Source organism: Azospirillum cavernae, assembly GCF_003590795.1.
GTDB lineage: Bacteria > Pseudomonadota > Alphaproteobacteria > Azospirillales > Azospirillaceae > Azospirillum > Azospirillum cavernae.
Genome location: NZ_QYUL01000001.1, coordinates 1,004,076 through 1,022,083, shown reverse-complemented (window position 1 = coordinate 1,022,083; position 18,008 = coordinate 1,004,076). Strand labels below are relative to the sequence as shown.

General features: G+C 63.6%; 15 protein-coding genes. 8 read left to right on the top strand and 7 right to left on the bottom strand.

The features are described 5' to 3' along the window. Window positions 1–52 precede the first annotated feature (52 nt). Complete coding sequence (locus tag D3877_RS04840) at window positions 53–2,701, top strand: valine--tRNA ligase (RefSeq protein ID WP_199720699.1); 2,649 nt, start codon at window positions 53–55, stop codon at window positions 2,699–2,701. Between the two features lie 535 nt (window positions 2,702–3,236). Here the strand turns inward: D3877_RS04840 and ccoG are convergent. Together ccoG and D3877_RS04830 are read right to left on the bottom strand one after the other, a co-directional pair. Beyond that, entirely contained in the window at window positions 3,237–4,757 is a 1,521-nt protein-coding gene (gene ccoG, locus D3877_RS04835; RefSeq protein WP_119830789.1) for a cytochrome c oxidase accessory protein CcoG, read from the bottom strand. Window positions 4,758–4,897: 140 nt separating this feature from the next. Then, complete coding sequence (locus tag D3877_RS04830; protein ID WP_119829590.1) at window positions 4,898–5,473, bottom strand: HD domain-containing protein; 576 nt, start codon at window positions 5,471–5,473, stop codon at window positions 4,898–4,900. A 58-nt stretch (window positions 5,474–5,531) separates the two neighbouring features. On the opposite strand from D3877_RS04830, the gene D3877_RS04825 reads away from it, so the two are divergent. From D3877_RS04825 to D3877_RS04795, 7 genes are all read left to right on the top strand, one after another. Then, window positions 5,532–6,725, top strand: a complete 1,194-nt coding sequence (locus D3877_RS04825; protein ID WP_119830788.1) for a vWA domain-containing protein — start codon at window positions 5,532–5,534, stop codon at window positions 6,723–6,725. 148 nt (window positions 6,726–6,873) lie between these two features. After that, window positions 6,874–8,385: an Eco57I restriction-modification methylase domain-containing protein gene (locus D3877_RS04820; RefSeq protein ID WP_119829589.1), complete on the top strand. Its 1,512-nt coding sequence runs from the start codon at window positions 6,874–6,876 to the stop codon at window positions 8,383–8,385. Continuing rightward, window positions 8,386–9,330: a BsuBI/PstI family type II restriction endonuclease gene (locus D3877_RS04815; RefSeq protein WP_119829588.1), complete on the top strand. Its 945-nt coding sequence runs from the start codon at window positions 8,386–8,388 to the stop codon at window positions 9,328–9,330. Window positions 9,331–9,472: 142 nt separating this feature from the next. After that, window positions 9,473–10,915: an NADP-dependent isocitrate dehydrogenase gene (locus D3877_RS04810; protein WP_199720698.1), complete on the top strand. Its 1,443-nt coding sequence runs from the start codon at window positions 9,473–9,475 to the stop codon at window positions 10,913–10,915. Window positions 10,916–10,948: 33 nt separating this feature from the next. Then, window positions 10,949–11,521: an RNA polymerase sigma factor gene (locus tag D3877_RS04805; RefSeq protein ID WP_238474733.1), complete on the top strand. Its 573-nt coding sequence runs from the start codon at window positions 10,949–10,951 to the stop codon at window positions 11,519–11,521. Next, window positions 11,521–12,333 (top strand): anti-sigma factor family protein, encoded by an 813-nt coding sequence (locus tag D3877_RS04800; RefSeq protein WP_119829586.1) that lies wholly within the window; start codon window positions 11,521–11,523, stop codon window positions 12,331–12,333. Before D3877_RS04805 ends, D3877_RS04800 begins: the two co-directional genes overlap by 1 nt. Before the next feature lie 167 nt (window positions 12,334–12,500). Next, window positions 12,501–12,875 carry a GcrA family cell cycle regulator gene (locus tag D3877_RS04795; protein WP_119829585.1) on the top strand — a complete coding sequence of 125 codons (375 nt, stop codon included), beginning with the start codon at window positions 12,501–12,503 and terminating at the stop codon, window positions 12,873–12,875. Between the two features lie 102 nt (window positions 12,876–12,977). On the opposite strand, the gene D3877_RS04790 is transcribed toward D3877_RS04795, so the two are convergent. The 5 genes from D3877_RS04790 to D3877_RS04770 form a co-directional block, all read right to left on the bottom strand. Beyond that, on the bottom strand, window positions 12,978–13,358 hold the full coding sequence (locus tag D3877_RS04790) for an oxidoreductase (protein WP_119829584.1): 381 nt from the start codon (window positions 13,356–13,358) through the stop codon (window positions 12,978–12,980). A gap of 142 nt (window positions 13,359–13,500) precedes the next feature. After that, window positions 13,501–14,724: an NADP-dependent isocitrate dehydrogenase gene (locus D3877_RS04785; RefSeq protein ID WP_119829583.1), complete on the bottom strand. Its 1,224-nt coding sequence runs from the start codon at window positions 14,722–14,724 to the stop codon at window positions 13,501–13,503. 219 nt (window positions 14,725–14,943) lie between these two features. After that, the gene (locus tag D3877_RS04780; RefSeq protein WP_119829582.1) at window positions 14,944–16,200 is read right to left on the bottom strand and encodes an SAM-dependent methyltransferase; all 1,257 of its coding nucleotides are present in this window, start codon (window positions 16,198–16,200) and stop codon (window positions 14,944–14,946) included. A 246-nt stretch (window positions 16,201–16,446) separates the two neighbouring features. Continuing rightward, window positions 16,447–17,010 carry a 50S ribosomal protein L9 gene (rplI, locus tag D3877_RS04775; RefSeq protein ID WP_119829581.1) on the bottom strand — a complete coding sequence of 188 codons (564 nt, stop codon included), beginning with the start codon at window positions 17,008–17,010 and terminating at the stop codon, window positions 16,447–16,449. Beyond that, window positions 17,010–17,972 (bottom strand): YybS family protein, encoded by a 963-nt coding sequence (locus D3877_RS04770; RefSeq protein ID WP_119829580.1) that lies wholly within the window; start codon window positions 17,970–17,972, stop codon window positions 17,010–17,012. Before D3877_RS04770 ends, rplI begins: the two co-directional genes overlap by 1 nt. Between the last annotated feature and the right edge of the window lie 36 nt (window positions 17,973–18,008).

Sequence of the window (18,008 nt, the reverse complement as noted above, 5' to 3'; positions counted from 1 at the left end):
GACTCCGCCGCCGCCGTTATTCACATGAGATGTTGAGCGAAAGTTTCTGGTGATGTTGGAAAAGACGTACCGGCCCGCCGAGGTCGAGGAAAAGCACTACCGCCTGTGGGAAGAATCGGGCGCTTTCGCCGCCGACACGCGGTCGAACGCCAAGCCCTACACCATCATGATGCCGCCGCCGAACGTCACCGGCAGCCTGCACATGGGCCACGCGCTGACCTTCACCGTGCAGGACGTGCTGGTCCGCTACAACCGCATGCGCCGCCGTGACACGCTGTGGCAGCCCGGCACCGACCATGCGGGCATCGCCACCCAGATGGTGGTGGAGCGCAACCTCGCCAAGGACGGCAAGACCCGCCATGATTTCGGCCGCGAGTCCTTCATCGACAAGGTGTGGGAATGGAAGGCCGAATCGGGCGGAACCATCACCCGCCAGCTTCGCCGCCTGGGCGCCTCGCCGGATTGGGCGAAAGAGCGCTTCACCATGGACGAAGGGCTGTCGCGCGCCGTCGCCAAGGTGTTCGTCGAGCTGCACCGCCAGGGCCTGATCTACAAGGACAAGCGGCTGGTCAATTGGGATCCGAAGCTGCACACCGCCATCTCCGACCTTGAGGTCGAGCAGAAGGAGATCAAGGGCAACCTCTGGCACTTCCGCTACCCCATCGACGGGGAAGAGGGCCGCTTCATCGTCGTGGCGACCACCCGCCCGGAAACCATGCTGGGCGACACCGGCGTCGCCGTGCATCCCGAGGATGAGCGTTACAAGGATCTGATCGGCAAGCATGTCCGCCTGCCGCTGGTCGGTCGCCTGATTCCCATCGTCGGCGACGAATACGCCGATCCGGCCACCGGATCGGGCGCGGTCAAGATCACCCCGGCGCACGACTTCAACGATTTCGAGGTCGGCAAGCGCTGCAATCTTGAGGCGATCAACATCCTCGACCGCGACGCCCGCCTGAACGAGAATGTCCCGGAGGCTTACCAGGGCCTCGACCGTTACGAGGCGCGCAAAAAGATCGTCGCCGAGCTGGAAGCCCTGGAGCTTCTGGAGAAGATCGAGCCGCACACCCACATGGTGCCGCACGGCGACCGTTCCGGCGTGGCCATCGAACCCTGGCTGACCGACCAGTGGTATGTGGACGCCGCCACCCTGGCCAAACCCGCCATCGAGGCGGTGGAGACCGGCAAGACGGTGTTCGTGCCCAAACAGTGGGAAAACACCTATTACGAGTGGATGCGCAACATCCAGCCCTGGTGCATCAGCCGCCAGATCTGGTGGGGCCATCAGATTCCGGCCTGGTACGGGCCGGACGGAACCTTCTTCGTCGAAGAGACGGAGGCCGCCGCCCGCGCCGCCGCCGCCAAGCATTACGGGTCGGATGTCGAGTTGACGCGCGACCCCGACGTGCTCGACACCTGGTTCTCGTCGGCGCTGTGGCCCTTCTCGACGCTCGGCTGGCCCGACCAGACGCCGGAGTTGGATCGCTATTACCCGACCGACGTTCTGGTGACGGGCTTCGACATCATCTTCTTCTGGGTCGCCCGGATGATGATGATGGGCCTGCATTTCATGAAGGACGTCCCCTTCCGCACCGTCTACATCCACGCCCTCGTCCGTGACGAAAAGGGCCAGAAGATGTCGAAGTCGAAGGGCAACGTCATCGACCCGCTGGAGATCATCGGCGAATACGGCACCGACGCCCTGCGCTTCACCCTGTCGGCGATGGCGGCGCAAGGCCGCGACATCAAGCTGGCGGTGAACCGGGTCGAGGGTTATCGCAACTTCGCGACCAAGCTGTGGAACGCCGCGCGCTATTGCCAGATGAACGGCTGCGAGCCGGTGGCGGACTACCGCCCGGTCGGGCTGACGCAGACGGTGAACCGCTGGATCGTCGGTGAGTTGGCCGACGCCTCCAAGAAGGTCGCCGACGCCATCGACGCCTACAAGTTCAACGAGGCGGCGAACGCGGCCTACCAGTTCACCTGGGGCAATTTCTGCGACTGGTACATGGAGTTCACCAAGCCGATCCTGGCCGGAACGGACGAGGCGGCGAAGGCGGAAACCCGCGCGACCACCGCCTGGGTGCTCGACCAGATCCTGCATGTGCTGCACCCGATGATGCCCTTCATCACCGAAGAGCTGTGGGAACAACTGTCGCCGTCCCGCGCCAACCGGCTGATTTCGGCGGAATGGCCGGAATTCGGCGCCGATCTGGTCGATGCGGCGGCGCGCGATGAAATGAACTGGGTGGTGCGGCTCATCACCTCGGTCCGCTCCATGCGCTCCGAAATGAACGTGCCGCCCGCCGCCCAGATCGAGCTGAAGCTGAAGGACGCCGGCCCCGGCAGCCTGGCGCGGCTGGCCACCCACCGCGACCTGATCCTGCGCATGGCCCGCCTGTCGAGCGTCGAACCGCTGGTCGGCCCGACGCCGAAAAGCGCGGTCCAGGCCGTGCAGGACGAGGCCACCCTGGTGCTGCCGCTGGAGGGGATCGTCGATCTCGACAAGGAGCGGGCGCGCCTGACCAAGGAAATCGACAAGCTGGCGGGCGAGATCAAGAAGATCGACGCCAAGCTGTCGAACGAACAGTTCGTCGCCAAGGCCCCCGACGAGGTGATCGAGGAGCAACGCGACCGCCGCGCCGCCGCCGATCAAGCCCGCGACAAGCTGCAAAAGGCGCTGGACATGCTGAGCGCGTGACGACGCGCTGGTGGTGAAGACAAACGGCCAGTCTGGGATGATGTGTTGACCTGTTGGTCATGTCATCCTGGGCGGGCCGATTTTTTTTGACACCGATGAACACAGATAAACACAGATGAACGTGGATTGTTTCCTGCCTTTAGGAGGGGAGGGATCTGAATCGCGAACAAAACTATTGTCTTATTTTATCGGTGTTCATCTGTGTTCATCGGTGTCAAATCCCAAAACGAATCCACCGCGCTCCGTCCACACAAAAGACGGCGACGCCCCAACACAAACGCCGCCGTCGTCATCCTGGGCGGGCTGATTTTTTTTGACACCGATGAACACAGATAAACACAGATGAACAAACACAGATGAACGTGGTTCAGCGTCATCTTTCTGGAGGGAGCTGAGCCACGAAAAATTCATTGTCTTATTTTATCGGTGTTCATCTGTGTTCATCGGTGTCAAACCCCAAAACGGACCCGCCGCGCTCCGTCCACACAAAAGACGGCGACGCCCCAACACGGACGCCGCCGTCCTCTCGTCCGTTTTACGGCGCGATGAACACGCTGGGGTGCTTGCCGATTTCGCCGCTGCCCTGGTCCTTGGCCAGCACGACGACGTCAGTGGAGCCGGATTTCACCGCGCTGGACGGGGCTTTCACGAAGATGCGGTAGGTCGCCACCTGATCGGCGTCGGCGCTCAAGGTCAGGGTGGAGCCGCCGCCATTGTCGGTCATCGCCTCTCCGGCGACCGACAGGGCCGCGCCGGGCAGACCGTCGAGCGACACGGCGTAGGCGCGGCGGATCGTCGTCTTGTTCAGGATTTTGATGGTGTAGGCGTTCTGTATCTGCCCATCGGACAGGGCGACGAACAGCGGCGCGCGGTCGCGCAGGACGCTGACGTCCAAGGTCGGGCGCAGATACAGGGCGATCGCCATGGCGCAGCCGACCGTCAGCATGATGAGCGAGTAGATGATCGTGCGCGGGCGGACCAGCCGCACCCGTTCGGACGAGCCGTCGATCTTGGCGATCTGGTTGGATTGGGTGTCGAACTGGATGAGATTGCCGGGCCGCCCGATCTGCGCCATCACGTCGTTGCAGGCGTCCACGCACAGGCCGCAGCCGATGCAGGAGATTTGCTGGCCGTTGCGGATGTCGGTGCCGGTCGGGCAGACGAAGACGCATTGTTTGCAGTCGATGCAGTCGCCCAGTCCCGCTGCCGCGCGCTCCTCCCAGCTTTGCGACTTGCGCAGCGGCGCGCGGCCTTCGCCGCGCCAATCCTCGTAGGTGACGAGGAAGGTGTCCTCATCGACCATCGCCGATTGATAGCTGCGCCACGGGCAGACATAGATGCAAATCTGCTCGCGCGCCCAACCGGCGAAGAAATAGGTGGTGAAGCTGAACAGCCCGGCGAACAGCAGAACCCCGCTGCCGACCTCGCCCGAGGCGATCTCGCGCGCCAGCGTCGGCGCGTCGTTGAAGTAGAAGATCCAGGCCCCGCCGGTCATCACCGCGATGAACAGCCAAACGGCGTGCTTCAGCGCCTTTTTCGCCAGCTTGGCCCCGGTCATCGACGCCTTGTCCAGGCGGATGCGCTGGGTGCGCGGCCCTTCGATCTTGCGCTCGACCCACATGAACAGGTCGCTCCACACCGTTTGCGGGCAGGCGTAGCCGCACCAGACCCGGCCAAACAGGGTGGTGGCGAAGAAGATGCCGAAACAGCCGATGATGAGCAGGCCGGTCAGGTAATAGATTTCCTGCGGCCAAATCTCGATCCACAGGAAGTACGCCCGCCGCCCGACCATGTCGAGCAGCACCGCCTGATCGGGAATGCCGGGACCACGCTCCCAGCGAATCCAGGGGGTGACGTAATAGATCGCCAGCAGAACGACCAGCGCCGCCCATTTCAGGCGGCGGAAGGTCCCCCGCACGTCGGCGGCGTAGACCTTGGCCCGGTCGATGAACCAATGCCGATCCGGATCCTCCTGCGGCGCGCCGTGCGGCACGTCGGAGGCGGAGCGGGGCAGGGGATCGGCGTGTTTTGTGAGCGTGTCGGGGGACAGGGACATGGCGGGCATCCTCGACCGTCGCGATGACGGCGTTCATCAGCAGCGTGGTCCCTCCTCCATAAGCGTTCCGTGATGGAGCCGCATTGCGCGATGTCAATCGCTTGCGAAATTCCCCCGCTCCCGTCCCCAGCCCCCGGCCCTCACACCCCTTCGCCGCGCAGCTCGGCCAGACCGTCGTGATAGGCGCGGTCGAACAGAGTCTCCAGCCGGGGGTTGACGCCGCGCAGCCCCTTCACCACGGCGAAGGCCCATTCAAAATACTCGATCTTGCGCGACAGCGGCCAATCGGCGGGCGGGCTGGCGGCCATGGAGCGCAGGTTCGACACCTTGTCGGCCAGCTTCACCAGCTTGGCCCGGTTGGACGCGGTGGGCGCGGCGTCGATCTGGTGCTGTTTGCGTTCGGCCTTCGACATGCGCTTGTCGTCGGTGGTTTCGGCGACCACGCGCACCACCTCCTCGCCGAACAGCCGCTCGATCTCCTCATAGCTGGCGTCGGTGTCCTCCAGCGTGTCGTGCAGCAGGGCGGCGATGACCGACACGGAATCCTTGCCCTCCGTCGCCTCGGCGACCAGCAGGGCCACTTCGGACAGATGGTTGACGTAGGGTTCGGCGCGCACGCCCTTGCGGCGCTGGTCGATGTGCTTGTGCGCCGCGAAATCCAGGGCGCGGGCGAAATCCAACAGGGGAGCGCCCTGTTGGGGCTGATGCAGGCTCATGGCGTTCTTTCCGTTTCGGCGCTACGCTTCGCCCGTTGCCCCGCGCGAAGGACCGCCGATGTTCACCCGTTTCTTCTTCGATCTGCGCAAGGCCGGCGTGCCGGCGTCGTTGACGGAGTACCTGACGCTCATGGAGGCCATGAAGCGCGGCGTCGCGTCCTTCCGCGTCGAAGAGTTCTATTACCTCAGCCGGGCCTGTTTGGTGAAGGACGAGCGCAATCTGGACCGTTTCGACCGCGTGTTCGGCGCGACCTTCCACGGGCTGGCCGACGCGGCGGCGGACGGCGCCGACGCGGTCCCCGTCGCCGACATCCCCGAAGACTGGCTGCGCAAGCTGGCCGAACGCTTCCTGACCGACGAGGAAAAGGCGCAGGTCCAGGCGCTGGGCGGCTGGGACACGCTGATGGAAACGCTGGCCCAACGGCTGGCCGAGCAGAAGGAGCGGCACCAGGGCGGCTCCAAATGGATCGGCACCGCCGGAACCTCCCCCTTCGGCGCCTATGGCTACAACCCGGAGGGCGTGCGGATCGGCCAGCGCGACAGCCGCCACCGCCGCGCGGTCAAGGTGTGGGACAAGCGCGCGTTCAAAAACCTCGACGATGGGGTGGAGATCGGCACCCGCAACATCAAGGTCGCCCTGCGCCGCCTGCGCAAATTCGCCCGCACCGGCGCGGCCAGCGAGTTGGATTTGCCCGGCACCATCCGCGCCACCGCCGCCAACGCCGGTTGGCTCGACCTGAAAATGGTGGCGGAGCGGCACAATTCGGTGAAAGTCCTGCTGTTTCTGGACATCGGCGGCTCCATGGACGACCACATCCGCTTGGTCGAGGAGCTGTTCTCCGCCGCGCGCGGCGAGTTCAAGCATCTGGAGCATTTCTATTTCCACAACTGCGTCTATGAAGGCGTCTGGCGCGACAACGCCCGCCGCCATGTGGAACGCACCCCGACCTTCGACGTCCTGCACACCTACCCGGCGGATTACAAGCTGGTCTTCGTCGGCGACGCCGCCATGTCCCCCTATGAACTCGTCTATCCCGGCGGCAGCGTCGAGCATTGGAACGAGGAGGCCGGGCAGGTGTGGATGCAGCGCCTGCTGTCGGTCTACAGCAAGGCGGTGTGGCTGAACCCGACCCCGCGCCACTATTGGGACTATTCGGAAAGCACCCGCATCCTGCAACGCCTGATGAACAACCGCATGTTCCCCCTGACGCTGGAGGGGCTGGACGGCGCGATGCGGGAGCTGCTGCGGTGAGTGTGTTTTGGTTTAGAGCGCCGTGCCTAAAATATGAAACAGCACGGCGTTCTAAGCTTTGATTTATCGAGCAGATTCACGCGTCGAATCGATCCCGATTTAACGCGATCTGCTCTAGAGTGCGGGTTGGGCGTGGTCGGAGATTTCAATGAATCATATTCAATCTATTGATCAGTTGCGACTAGAGGTGAGCGCAACGTCCAGCCGGGCGCACAAATCACGGCTTGGACAGTTCATGACGCCCTTGAGCACGGCTCGCTTCATGGCTGGTCTGTTTGACGCCAAGCGTGGCGGAGTTTGCCGCCTTCTTGATCCCGGTGCAGGCATTGGTTCGCTCGCCAGCGCTTTTCTTAACCGCTGCGCCGAGGGATCCCTGAGCTTTGAGACCGTCATCGTTGACGCGTATGAAGTGGACACGGTTCTACACACCCACCTTAATCAGGTGTTGGCGGGCTATCATGAGAGTTGCGATTTGAGCTATCGCATCATTGGCGGTGACTTTGTCGAACGTGCGGTCGTAGATCTTAAACATGATCGGGGCTGTGATTTCACTCATGCGATCCTGAATCCGCCATACAAAAAAATCAGTGCGACCGGCGGGGAAAGGCTGTTGTTGCGTCAGGTTGGAATCGAGGCTGTCAATCTTTACAGTGGATTTGTCGCTCTTGCTTTGACGAGGGTGCAGCCGGGCGGCGAGGTGGTGGCGATCATTCCGCGCAGTTGGTGCAATGGTCCTTATTATCGACCTTTTCGTGAGTTCCTGTTCGCCCGTGCCGCGTTGACTCATATTCATGTGTTTGAAAGCCGAAACAGGGCGTTCAAAGATGATGGTGTTTTGCAAGAAACGATCATTGTTCGGCTGGTCAAGAATGGTCAACAGGGGGACGTCGCCATCAGCGTCTCGTCCGACGACCAATTCACTGACATTCGGACTTATTGTCATCCGTTCAGCCGCGTTGTGCAGCCTGGCGACGATCAACGCTTTGTTCACATTCCGACGCTTCACGCAGTATCAGAACTCGACGCTGATTCCGCAGCCTTTCCGTGTTCGCTTGAGGATTTTCGTGTTGGCGTTTGCACTGGCCCGGTTGTGGACTTCCGCCTTAAAGCCAGCCTGAGGGCCATGCCAGAGCATGGCGCTGTTCCCTTGCTGTACGCCAATCATCTAACCACTGGGGCGGTCGTCTGGCCTTTGGATGGAGGCAAGAAACCCAACGCCATCATGGTTGATGCCGACAGCCAAAAATGGTTGCTGCCGATGGGGACCTACGCCGTCACCAAGCGCTTTTCATCAAAGGAAGAAAAACGGCGAGTCGTGGCGACGGTGATCGATGCGACCCGTTTGCAGGATTGCGCGCTGATCGGATTTGAAAACCACCTCAATGTGTTTTACAGCGGCACCCGCAAGGATAAGGCGGGCTTGTCTCCTGCACTGGCGCATGGGTTGGCCGTCTATCTCAACTCAACGGCGGTTGATGACCATTTGCGCCGCTTTTCAGGACATACCCAGGTCAATGCCACGGACCTGCGCGTGTTGCCCTATCCGAACCAGAAGGCGCTTCTGGCTTTGGGGGCATGGTCTATGAAAATGGGTGTCGTCACGCAGGCTGAGATCGACGCCGCGATCACGCGCCTGATCATTGGAGCGAACAGGACGTAAATGGCTGAGCATCACAACATCGAGGACGCGCTCCAGATTCTGACGGAGCTGGACTTTCCACGCGCGCAACGTAACGAACGGTCCGCTCTGTGCCTCTTGGCGATCATCGGATTGACGGCGAGCAAGGGATGGCCAGAGGCTGAGAACCCGCTGATTGGCATTACGCCGATGATGGATTTTGCCCGCGATCACTATGGCAAGGACTACGCCCCCAACACGCGCGAGACCTTCCGGCGGCAAACCATACACCAATTCGTTGATGCCGGCCTCGCACGATACAATCCAGACAAGCTGGATCGACCTGTCAACAGCCCCAAGGCGGTCTATCAGATTGCTTCGGAGGCTCTGGCGCTTGTCCAAACCTTCGGCACGGTGGGTTGGCAAGCAGCTTTGCAGGTTTATTTAGCGCAGCGCGACAGTTTGGCCGCGCGTTACGCTCAAGAACGTCAGCAGGCGATGGTTCCGGTGCAGATAGCCCCAGGCCAAGCGATCACGCTATCTCCCGGCGATCATTCGCTGTTGATTAAGGCGATCATTGAAGATTTTGCACCTCGTTTTGCGCCGGGCAGCATGTTGATCTACGCCGGGGATACCGGCGATAAAATGGGCTATTTCGACGAAGAGAGTTTGGCTCGTCTTGGTGTCCGTATCGACAATCATGGCAAGATGCCGGACGTCGTGTTGCATTACCTTGATCGGGGATGGCTGTTGCTGGTTGAAAGCGTCACCAGCCATGGGCCGGTCGATGGCAAGCGGCATGGCGAACTGACTCGTCTGTTCGGCAGTTCAACATCTGGACTGGTCTATGTAACGGCCTTTCCAAGCCGGGCTGTAATGAGCCGTTATCTGGCCGACATTGCTTGGGAAACCGAGGTGTGGTGCGCCGATGCTCCGTCCCATCTGATTCACTTCAATGGTCAGAGATTTCTTGGGCCATACAGCTAGCGTCTGGAGCGTTGAAGGCAGCGGCGTCATTCCAGCCGAAAGAGGGACGATCTTCGTCCAAGGCGCCCCCGTGCGACTCCGGCCACCATTGAAAATCACCCCCTTTTGCGTCTACGGTCGCGCGTTCCTTCGGAGTGAGTGCATGCGCGACATCACACCCATCACGGTCGCCCCCGGCGACGGCATCGGCCCCGAGATCATGGACGCGGTGCTCTATGTGATGAACGCGGCGGGCGCTCGTCTGAAGGTGGAGGAGGTTCCGGCGGGCGAGGTCGTGTATCGGCGCGGCCACGCGGGCGGGCTGGATCACGCCGGGTGGGGGTCCATCCGCCGCACGCGGGTCTTTCTGAAGGGGCCGATCACCACGCCGCAGGGCTACGGCAACAAATCGCTGAACGTCACGGCGCGGACCACGCTGGGGCTGTTCGCCAACGTCCGGCCCTGCGTGGCCTATCACCCCTATGTCCGCACGCGCCACCCGCGCATGGACGTGGTCATCATCCGCGAGAATGAGGAAGACCTCTACGCCGGGATCGAGCATCGCCAGACCGACGAGGTGATCCAGTCGGTCAAGCTGATCTCGCGCCCGGGGTCGGAGCGCATCGTCCGCTACGCCTTCGACTACGCCCGCTCCAACCACCGGCAAAAGGTGACGGCCTTCGTCAAGGACAACGTCATGAAGATGACGGACGGGCTGTTCCTGAAGATCTTCTACGAACTCGCCGCCGAATACCCGGAGATCAAGGCCGACCATCTGATCGTCGACATCGGCGCGGCGCGGCTGGCCGACCAGCCCGAACGCTTCGACGTCATCGTCACCTTGAACCTGTACGGCGACATCGTGTCGGACATCGCCGCGCAGATCACCGGCTCGGTCGGCTTGGCCGGGTCGGCCAACATCGGCGAGACCTGCGCCATGTTCGAGGCGATCCACGGATCGGCCCCGATGATCGCCGGGCAGGGGACCGCCAACCCGTCGGGCCTGCTGATGGCCGCCGTGATGATGCTGGTCCACATCGGGCAGGGCGACATCGCCGGGCGCATCCACAACGCGTGGCTCAAAACCATCGAGGACGGAATCCACACCGCCGACATCTTCGCGCGCGGCATCGGGCGGGTGCGGGTCGGCACCCGCGCCTTCGCCGACGCGGTGGTCGAACGGTTGGGGCAAATGCCCGTCACCATGCCGACGGTGGGCTACACCACCGCGCGCCCCGCCTATGACCGCACCAACCGCCTGTCGCCGCGCCACATCGCGGTGAAGGAGCTGGTCGGGGTGGACGTCTTCCTGCAATGGTCGGGCGGCGTGCCGAACGATCTGGCCGAGCTGGTCGGGCCGCTCTCGACCGAGGCCCTGACCCTGGTCAGCATCTCCAACCGTTCGCAACGGGTGTGGCCGGACGGCAATCTCGACGTCTTCTGCACCGATCACTGGCGCTGCCGCTTCCTGGCCCAGGGCGGGCCGGTCAAGCACGCCGCCATCGTCGAGCTGCTGGGCCGTTTGGCCGAGGCCGGAATCGACTTCACCCAGACGGAAAATCTCAGCAATTTCGACGGCAAGGCCGGATTTTCGACTCCGGGATAGACCGGAGGGAATAAGGGAGGGGGCTGCGGCGTCATGACCAACGAACCAACTCCCGCTGGATCCGCGCCCGATGCCCCATCCATGACGCCCGGCCCCGCCATCGCCGACCACGACATCGCCGCCCATGTGCCGCGCCTGCGCCGCTACGCCACCGCCCTGGTCGGCAACCGCTACGACGCCGACGATCTGGTTCAGGATTGCGTGGAAAAGGCGCTGGCCAACCGCCACGCCCTGCGCGACCCGTCGCGGCTGGGCGGCTGGCTCATGTCGATTCTGCACAACCTCCACATCTCCGTCCTGCGCGGGCGGCGGCGGCGCGGGGCCGAGGTGCCGGTGGAGGAGCTGGCCGACGATCTGGCGCTCAGCGCCCCGCCGACCGACCGGGCGGAGGTGCGGGACTTCGTCCGCGCCTTTGGCCAATTGACCGAGGAGCACCGCGCCGTGCTGCTGCTGACCGGCATGGAAGGTCTGTCCTACCGCGAGGCGGCGGAGGTGCTGGAACTGCCCATCGGCACGGTGATGTCGCGTCTGGCCCGCGCGCGCGAGCGTCTGCGGGTCCTGCTGGATGGCGGGGCCGAGCAGGCGGTGGTGAGGAGGATCAAGTGATGACGACCGGCGAGACCCACCCCGTGACCGAGGCCGACCTGCACGCCTGGATCGACGGCGAATTGCCCGACGAACGCCGCGCCGCCGTCGAACGCCACATGGCCGACCACCCCGACGACGCCCAGCGCTTCGAGCGCTACCGCGCCCAACGCGCGCTTCTGGCCCGCAGCTTTGGCCCGCTGATCGACCAGCCGCTCCCGGACCGCCTGACACCGCCGTTTGCCGCGCGCGACGCCGTGGCGACGGGCCGCGCGGGCTGGGCGGGGAGGGCGCGGGTTTGGGGGCTGGCCCTGGCCGCCTCGCTGCTGCTGTTCGTCGCCGGTGGGGCGACCGGCTGGGTGGCGCGGGACCGGGCGGGCGGCGGGCGGCAGGCCGACCCGCTGACCGCCGCCTTCATCGCCGACGCCGTGGCGGCGCACCGCGTCTTCACCGTCGAGGTCCGCCACCCGATCGAGGTCGGGGTGGACCAGGAGGCGCATCTGGTGTCCTGGCTGTCCAAACGGATCGGCCGGACCATGCGTTGCCCCAAGGCGACCAAAAGCGGCTATGAGTTGATCGGCGGGCGTCTGCTCGCGGATTCCGACGGGCCGGTGGCGCTCTATATGTACGAAGATGCGGCGGGGCGTCGCATCACCTTGTACATCCGCCCGACCCCCAGCCCGGCGGGAACCGCCTTCCGCTTCGCCCAGGATGGCGGTTTGCAGGCTTTGTACTGGCAGGACAACGGTTTGGCCCTGGCGATCACCGGCGATCTGGACCGCGCCACCCTGTCCGGAATCGCCGAGGAGGTCTATGGCGCGCTGAACTCCTGACCAGAGTGCCGACTTATGCACAGGAATGTTGCCGCGACCCTCTATCGTTTCCGCCGTCCATCTGGTAGCTTCCTCCCCGACTGGCACAAAATGTTGCGGCTTATGGAAAACGGCGTCAGACCGTGACCCAAAGGCTGGCAATGGCACCGGATCGGGAGTACTCGGGGATGAGTTGGACGGATGAGCGTATTCAACAGCTCAAGGATCTGTGGTCCCAGGGGTTGAGCGCGAGTGAAATCGCTGACACTCTGGGTGACATCAGCCGCAACGCGGTGATTGGCAAGGCGCATCGTCTGGGCTTGTCCGGTCGGCCCTCGCCGATCAAGAAGAAGCCGACCCGTGGGGCGACCATCCTCGCTTTGACCGAGCGCATGTGCAAATGGCCGGTCGGCGATCCCAAGCATCAGGATTTCCATTTCTGCGGCAAGCCGTCCCTGGCCGGTCTGCCCTATTGCGCCGAGCACGCCGCGATGGCCTACCAGCCCACCGGCAGCAGCAAAAAGCGCGAGGAAGAGCGGGAGCGCAACGTCGGCGCCGCCTGATCCGGCACACTCTCCCGACCGCAGGATTCAGACGAAAGCCCCTTCGCTCGGTCGAGCGCCGGGGCTTTCTTTTTTCTGGCGCGCCGGTCAGTAATCCGCCGGTCAGTAATCCTGGGCGCCGTGCTTCAGACGCACCCGCTTTCCGGCCAGCAGCGACAGCATCAACTGAACCACCATCTCATGCACGATCAGCGTGTGATGGTTGCCGCTGTCCTGCATCTCGTGCCGCAGCGCCTCCCGCACGGCGGGAACCCCGGTGACGTCGATCAGAATGTCCAGATCGGCGCCCAGCCGGGTCAACTCCATAAAATCCGTGGTGGTGGGGACGCCGCGTTCGCGGGCCAGCGCCATACCGGGCGCGTCGGCGTCCAGATCGGCCACGCCCAAAAGCTGAACGAACGGGGCGTCGAGCAATTGGCGCAGCAGCGGCGTGCCGGTTTCGCCAGCCCCGATGACGGCGACGCGGAACAGATCGTTGGCCATGTGTTTTGGTCCTCCCTCGGCGTTGCGTGCGAACGCAGGCCATAAAAAAACGGGGAGCCGAAGCCCCCCGTTTTTACTCTAGCCGACCTTGCGTCCGGCGTGACCCGGACGCGGCGTCGCACCCCCGGTTTTGCAACCAGGGTTAGCTCCAGGCGGCCATCTTCTTTTGCAGATTGTCCGACAGCTTGTCGAGGAACTGCTTGGTCGTCAGCCACGGCTGTTGCGGGCCGATGAGGATCGCCAAATCCTTGGTCATGTAGCCGGATTCAACGGTCTCGACGCAAACGCGCTCCAGCGTCTGAGCGAACTTGATGACCTCGGGGGTGTCGTCGAACTTGCCGCGATAGGCCAGACCCTGGGTCCAGGCGTAGATCGAAGCGATGGGGTTCGTCGAGGTTTCCTTGCCCTTCTGGTGCTCGCGATAGTGGCGCGTCACCGTGCCGTGCGCGGCTTCGGCCTCAACGGTCTTGCCATCGGGCGTCACCAGCACGGAGGTCATCAGACCCAGCGAGCCGAAGCCCTGCGCGACCACGTCGGACTCGACGTCGCCGTCGTAGTTCTTGCAGGCCCAGACGAAACCGCCCTCCCACTTAAGGGCCGAGGCGACCATGTCGTCGATCAGGCGGTGTTCATAGACCAAGCCCTTGGCCTTGAACTGCTCGGCATAGGTCTCGTCAAAGACCTTCTGGAAGATGTCCTTGAAGCGCCCGTCATAGGCCTTCAAGATGGTGTTCTTCGTCGACAGATAGACCGAATAACCGCGCTCCAAGCCGTACATCAGGCTGGAATGGGCGAAGCCTTCGATGGAGTCGTCGAGGTTGTACATGCCCATCGCCACGCCGGCGCTGGGATAGTCGAACACCTCATGCTCGATCTGGCTGCTGCCGTCGGCGGCTTCCCACTTGATCGTCATCTTGCCCGGGCCGGGAACGACGAAGTCGGTCGCCTTGTACTGGTCGCCGAAGGCGTGGCGGCCGATGATGATCGGCTTGGTCCAGCCCGGCACATAGCGCGGCACGTTCTGGCAGACGATCGGCTCGCGGAACACGGTGCCGCCCAGGATGTTGCGGATGGTGCCGTTCGGCGACTTCCACATCTTCTTGAGGTTGAACTCCGTCACCCGCGCTTCATCCGGGGTGATGGTCGCGCACTTCACGCCCACGCCGTACTTCTGAATGGCGTTGGCCGACTCGACCGTGACCTTGTCGTCGGTCGCATCGCGGTTCTCGATGCCCAGGTCGTAGTATTTCAGGTCGATGTCGAGGTAGGGCAGAATCAGCTTTTCTTTGATGAACTGCCAGATGATGCGCGTCATCTCGTCGCCGTCGAGTTCGACGACCGGATTGGCTACCTTGATCTTGGTCATTGGTGCGAGATCTCCCCGAACGGGTAAGGGCGTTGTCGTTTCCTGACGCCGGGCGCGCCATCAGGCGGGCGCTTGTTGCCGGGAGAGCGCGCAAGCGCGCCCCCCGATACCCCGGGCGGAATTAATCATTGCTGTATAGCACCGCCCCGCCATGAAAAGGAAGGTATCGCAGACGGTCGGGCGTCGATGTCGCACGAGTTAAGACTTTGGCCCAACTGGTCAGACCACTGATTCCGTTTCCAGCGCCGTTTGCGCTTTGACGGTTGACGCGGCGGCTTGTCGGTCGGCGTCTGTGATGTAATCGCGAATCAACGGCACGGTTTCCAGCGACCGGCTCATCTGAATTTGAAAGACCATGTGGCCCTGAACGCGGAAGCTGAGTTCGGCGCCCGCCATGTAGAACTCCCACATCCGGCAAAAACGCTCGTCATACAGCGCCTGGATCGCCGGACGGTTGGCGGAAAAGCGCCGCCGCCAGCAGCGCAGGGTTTCGGCGTAATGCAGGCGCAGGATCTCGATGTCGGTGGTCAGCAGGCCGGAGGATTCCACGGCGGGGAGAACCTCCGACAAAGCGGGCGAATAGCCGCCGGGGAAAATGTAGGTCCGTATCCACGGGTTGGTCGCGCTGGGACCGTCCAGCCGACCGATGGCGTGCAGCAGGGCGACGCCGTCCTTGGTCAAGAGTTGATGGACGGCGTTGAAGAAGGCGGGGTAATGCGGCGCGCCGACATGCTCGAACATGCCGACCGAGACGATGCGGTCGAAGCCGCCCGCCTCGATGGCCGCCAACTCGCGGTAATCCAGCCGCTCGAAGGTCACGCGATCCGACAGACCGGCCTCGGCGGCGCGCTGCCGGGACACGGCCAACTGCTCCGCCGACAGGGTGACGCCCAGCACGCGGACGTCGCAATGTCGCGCCATGTGCAGGGCCAGACCGCCCCAACCGCTGCCGATGTCGAGCGCGCGCATCCCCGGTTCCAGCCGCAGCTTGGCCATGATGTGGCGCTTTTTCGCCTCTTGCGCCTGCTCCAACGTCATCGCCGGATCGCTGAAATAGGCGCAGGAATATTGCAGATCCGGGTCGAGGATCAGCTCGTAGAAAGTGCGCGACAAATCATAGTGGTGGGCGACGTTGCGCCGCGACCGCCAAAGCGGGTTGCGTTGTTGCAACCGGCGCAGGACCGGCGACAGCGCCTCGCGCAGCCAACCGAGCGCGCCCTGAACCTCCGGTCCCGCCATCAGCAGGTGCAGCGCGTCGTAAATCGTGCCGCCCTCCACCGTCAGCCGCCCGTCCATATAGGCTTCGCCAAAGCGCAGACGCGGATTCATCAGAAGATCGCGCCCAACCGAACCGTCATGCAGGCGCAAGGTCAGGCGGGGCGGGCCGGAACCAACGCGCCGCCGTTGCCCGTCGGCGGTCACAAGGTCTATGGCGGCGTCGCCGATGGCGGCGGCGAACAGGCGGTCGAGCAACATGGCGGCATCCTTGCGTGACGCCACAGGGCGCGTGACGCCACAGGAGATGGCGCGCGCCAACCCGTCGCGCCATCGGCCATCGGACCAAGGAGAGTCGGCATTATGGACGAAGCCGCCCTGCCAAAACGCAGACTCCCTAAAACGCAGAAAGCCGCCCGACCCCGAATGGGGTGGGCGGCGTCTGGACGAGCGACGTGTCGCCGCGCGCCCGTGATCGGAACCAGGGGCGAACGGCGGAAGAGGCTGTTAGGCCTCGTCGTCTTCGGTCGTGGCGTCGTTGACGTAGGTCTCTTCTTCCTCGTCATCGTCACGCAGGTCAGCGGCGGTGATCATGCCGCCGCGCTGGGCCTGAAGGCCCGCTTCTTCCTGCGAACGAGCGACGTTGACCGTCACGCTGATCGACACTTCCGGGTGCAGGACGACACGAACCTTGAACAGGCCGAGCGTCTTGATCGGGGTCTCGATGGCGACCTGCTTGCGATCGGTCTTGTAACCGGCGGCGTCCAGGGCGTCAGCGATGTCGCGGGTGTTGACGGAGCCATACAGAACGCCGGTCTCGGCGGCCTGACGGATCACGATGACCGCGACGCCGTCCATCTTGGTGGCGACTTCCTGGGCGTCCTTGCGGCGCTCCAGGTTGACGGCCTCCAGGTGGGCCTTCTGCTTCTCGAAGACGCTCATGTTCGCCTTGGTGGCGCGCATGGCCTTCTTCTGCGGCAGCAGATAGTTGCGGGCGAAGCCAGGACGCACGTTCACGACCTGACCCATCTGGCCGAGCTTCTCAACCCGTTCCAGCAGAATAACTTCCATCACTCGTCCTCCTGACCGGGGGCAGCGCGGTCAAACCGGCGGCGCAGCCCGATCCATTGCTCGATCATGCCCAGGCCGACCATCAGCAGGATCGGCCACCCGAAGAGAAACAGCACCATGTAGAACCCGACGAGGAGCGGCACAGGGGCCGTCCGGCGTTGAGCCACAACATGATGAACCACCGAAAGCCCGGCAAAGGTGAACGGCACGGCCAGGATCAACGCCAGATTGACCGCCAGAAACCCAAAGGCGTCCGGCAAACCCAACGCGCCCAACAGCGCCATGGCGAAGACGGGAAGCAGCCAGACCGGCACTTCCAACGCCCCCATCCGCATGGGCGGGCGACGGTTGCGGCCAAACCGCATCAGCGCCCCTTGCGCCAGCGCCGCGTTGATGACCGTCATGACGATCCATGAGATCACAACCAACCCCGGCAAGGCCGCCGCCATCCACACCGCTTCTGGTCCCGGAGCCGCTAGGCCCTGCGCGCTGAACAGAGGCTCGGCCAGTTGGGCGAGCATCCGACGCACAACGCCTTCCAGCCCGCCGGGCTGGTCGAACGCCAGAATCATAGCGACGAGAACCGCCGCGACCCCCATTCCGACCAAGCCCAAAAGAACCCGACCAGACGGATACCATTCCAAAGTTCCAGCGGAATCCACCCGCGCCAACAGCGACTGTCGCACCACCAGCATCGCCGGTATCGCTCCGGTCAGCAGATAGGCGACGGACACCAGGACGCTGCCGGATGTGCCGAGCAGCACCGCAGCGCCGCCCGTCAATCCGGCGATGACCGCCGCCGGCGCCCCCAGCCACAACCCCACGAGGAAGAGGGGCAGGGGGGCGAGATAGCCCAGGATCAGCGCTCCGAACCCGCCGAACAGAACCGACAGATAAAAGAACGCGCTGACCAAACCGCCACCGACGGCGAGAACCAGCGGAGCGGCCAGACCGGCGGCCATGGGAACCCCTTACAACCTTTGCCTAAAACCTTCAGC

Coding starts and splice junctions, on each gene's coding strand:
- D3877_RS04840 (WP_199720699.1), top strand. CDS start 53: ATGTTGGAAAAGACGTACCGGCCCGCCGAGGTCGAGGAAAAGCACTAC.
- ccoG (WP_119830789.1), bottom strand. CDS start 4,757: ATGTCCCTGTCCCCCGACACGCTCACAAAACACGCCGATCCCCTGCCC.
- D3877_RS04830 (WP_119829590.1), bottom strand. CDS start 5,473: ATGAGCCTGCATCAGCCCCAACAGGGCGCTCCCCTGTTGGATTTCGCC.
- D3877_RS04825 (WP_119830788.1), top strand. CDS start 5,532: ATGTTCACCCGTTTCTTCTTCGATCTGCGCAAGGCCGGCGTGCCGGCG.
- D3877_RS04820 (WP_119829589.1), top strand. CDS start 6,874: ATGAATCATATTCAATCTATTGATCAGTTGCGACTAGAGGTGAGCGCA.
- D3877_RS04815 (WP_119829588.1), top strand. CDS start 8,386: ATGGCTGAGCATCACAACATCGAGGACGCGCTCCAGATTCTGACGGAG.
- D3877_RS04810 (WP_199720698.1), top strand. CDS start 9,473: ATGCGCGACATCACACCCATCACGGTCGCCCCCGGCGACGGCATCGGC.
- D3877_RS04805 (WP_238474733.1), top strand. CDS start 10,949: ATGACCAACGAACCAACTCCCGCTGGATCCGCGCCCGATGCCCCATCC.
- D3877_RS04800 (WP_119829586.1), top strand. CDS start 11,521: ATGACGACCGGCGAGACCCACCCCGTGACCGAGGCCGACCTGCACGCC.
- D3877_RS04795 (WP_119829585.1), top strand. CDS start 12,501: ATGAGTTGGACGGATGAGCGTATTCAACAGCTCAAGGATCTGTGGTCC.
- D3877_RS04790 (WP_119829584.1), bottom strand. CDS start 13,358: ATGGCCAACGATCTGTTCCGCGTCGCCGTCATCGGGGCTGGCGAAACC.
- D3877_RS04785 (WP_119829583.1), bottom strand. CDS start 14,724: ATGACCAAGATCAAGGTAGCCAATCCGGTCGTCGAACTCGACGGCGAC.
- D3877_RS04780 (WP_119829582.1), bottom strand. CDS start 16,200: ATGTTGCTCGACCGCCTGTTCGCCGCCGCCATCGGCGACGCCGCCATA.
- rplI (WP_119829581.1), bottom strand. CDS start 17,010: ATGGAAGTTATTCTGCTGGAACGGGTTGAGAAGCTCGGCCAGATGGGT.
- D3877_RS04770 (WP_119829580.1), bottom strand. CDS start 17,972: ATGGCCGCCGGTCTGGCCGCTCCGCTGGTTCTCGCCGTCGGTGGCGGT.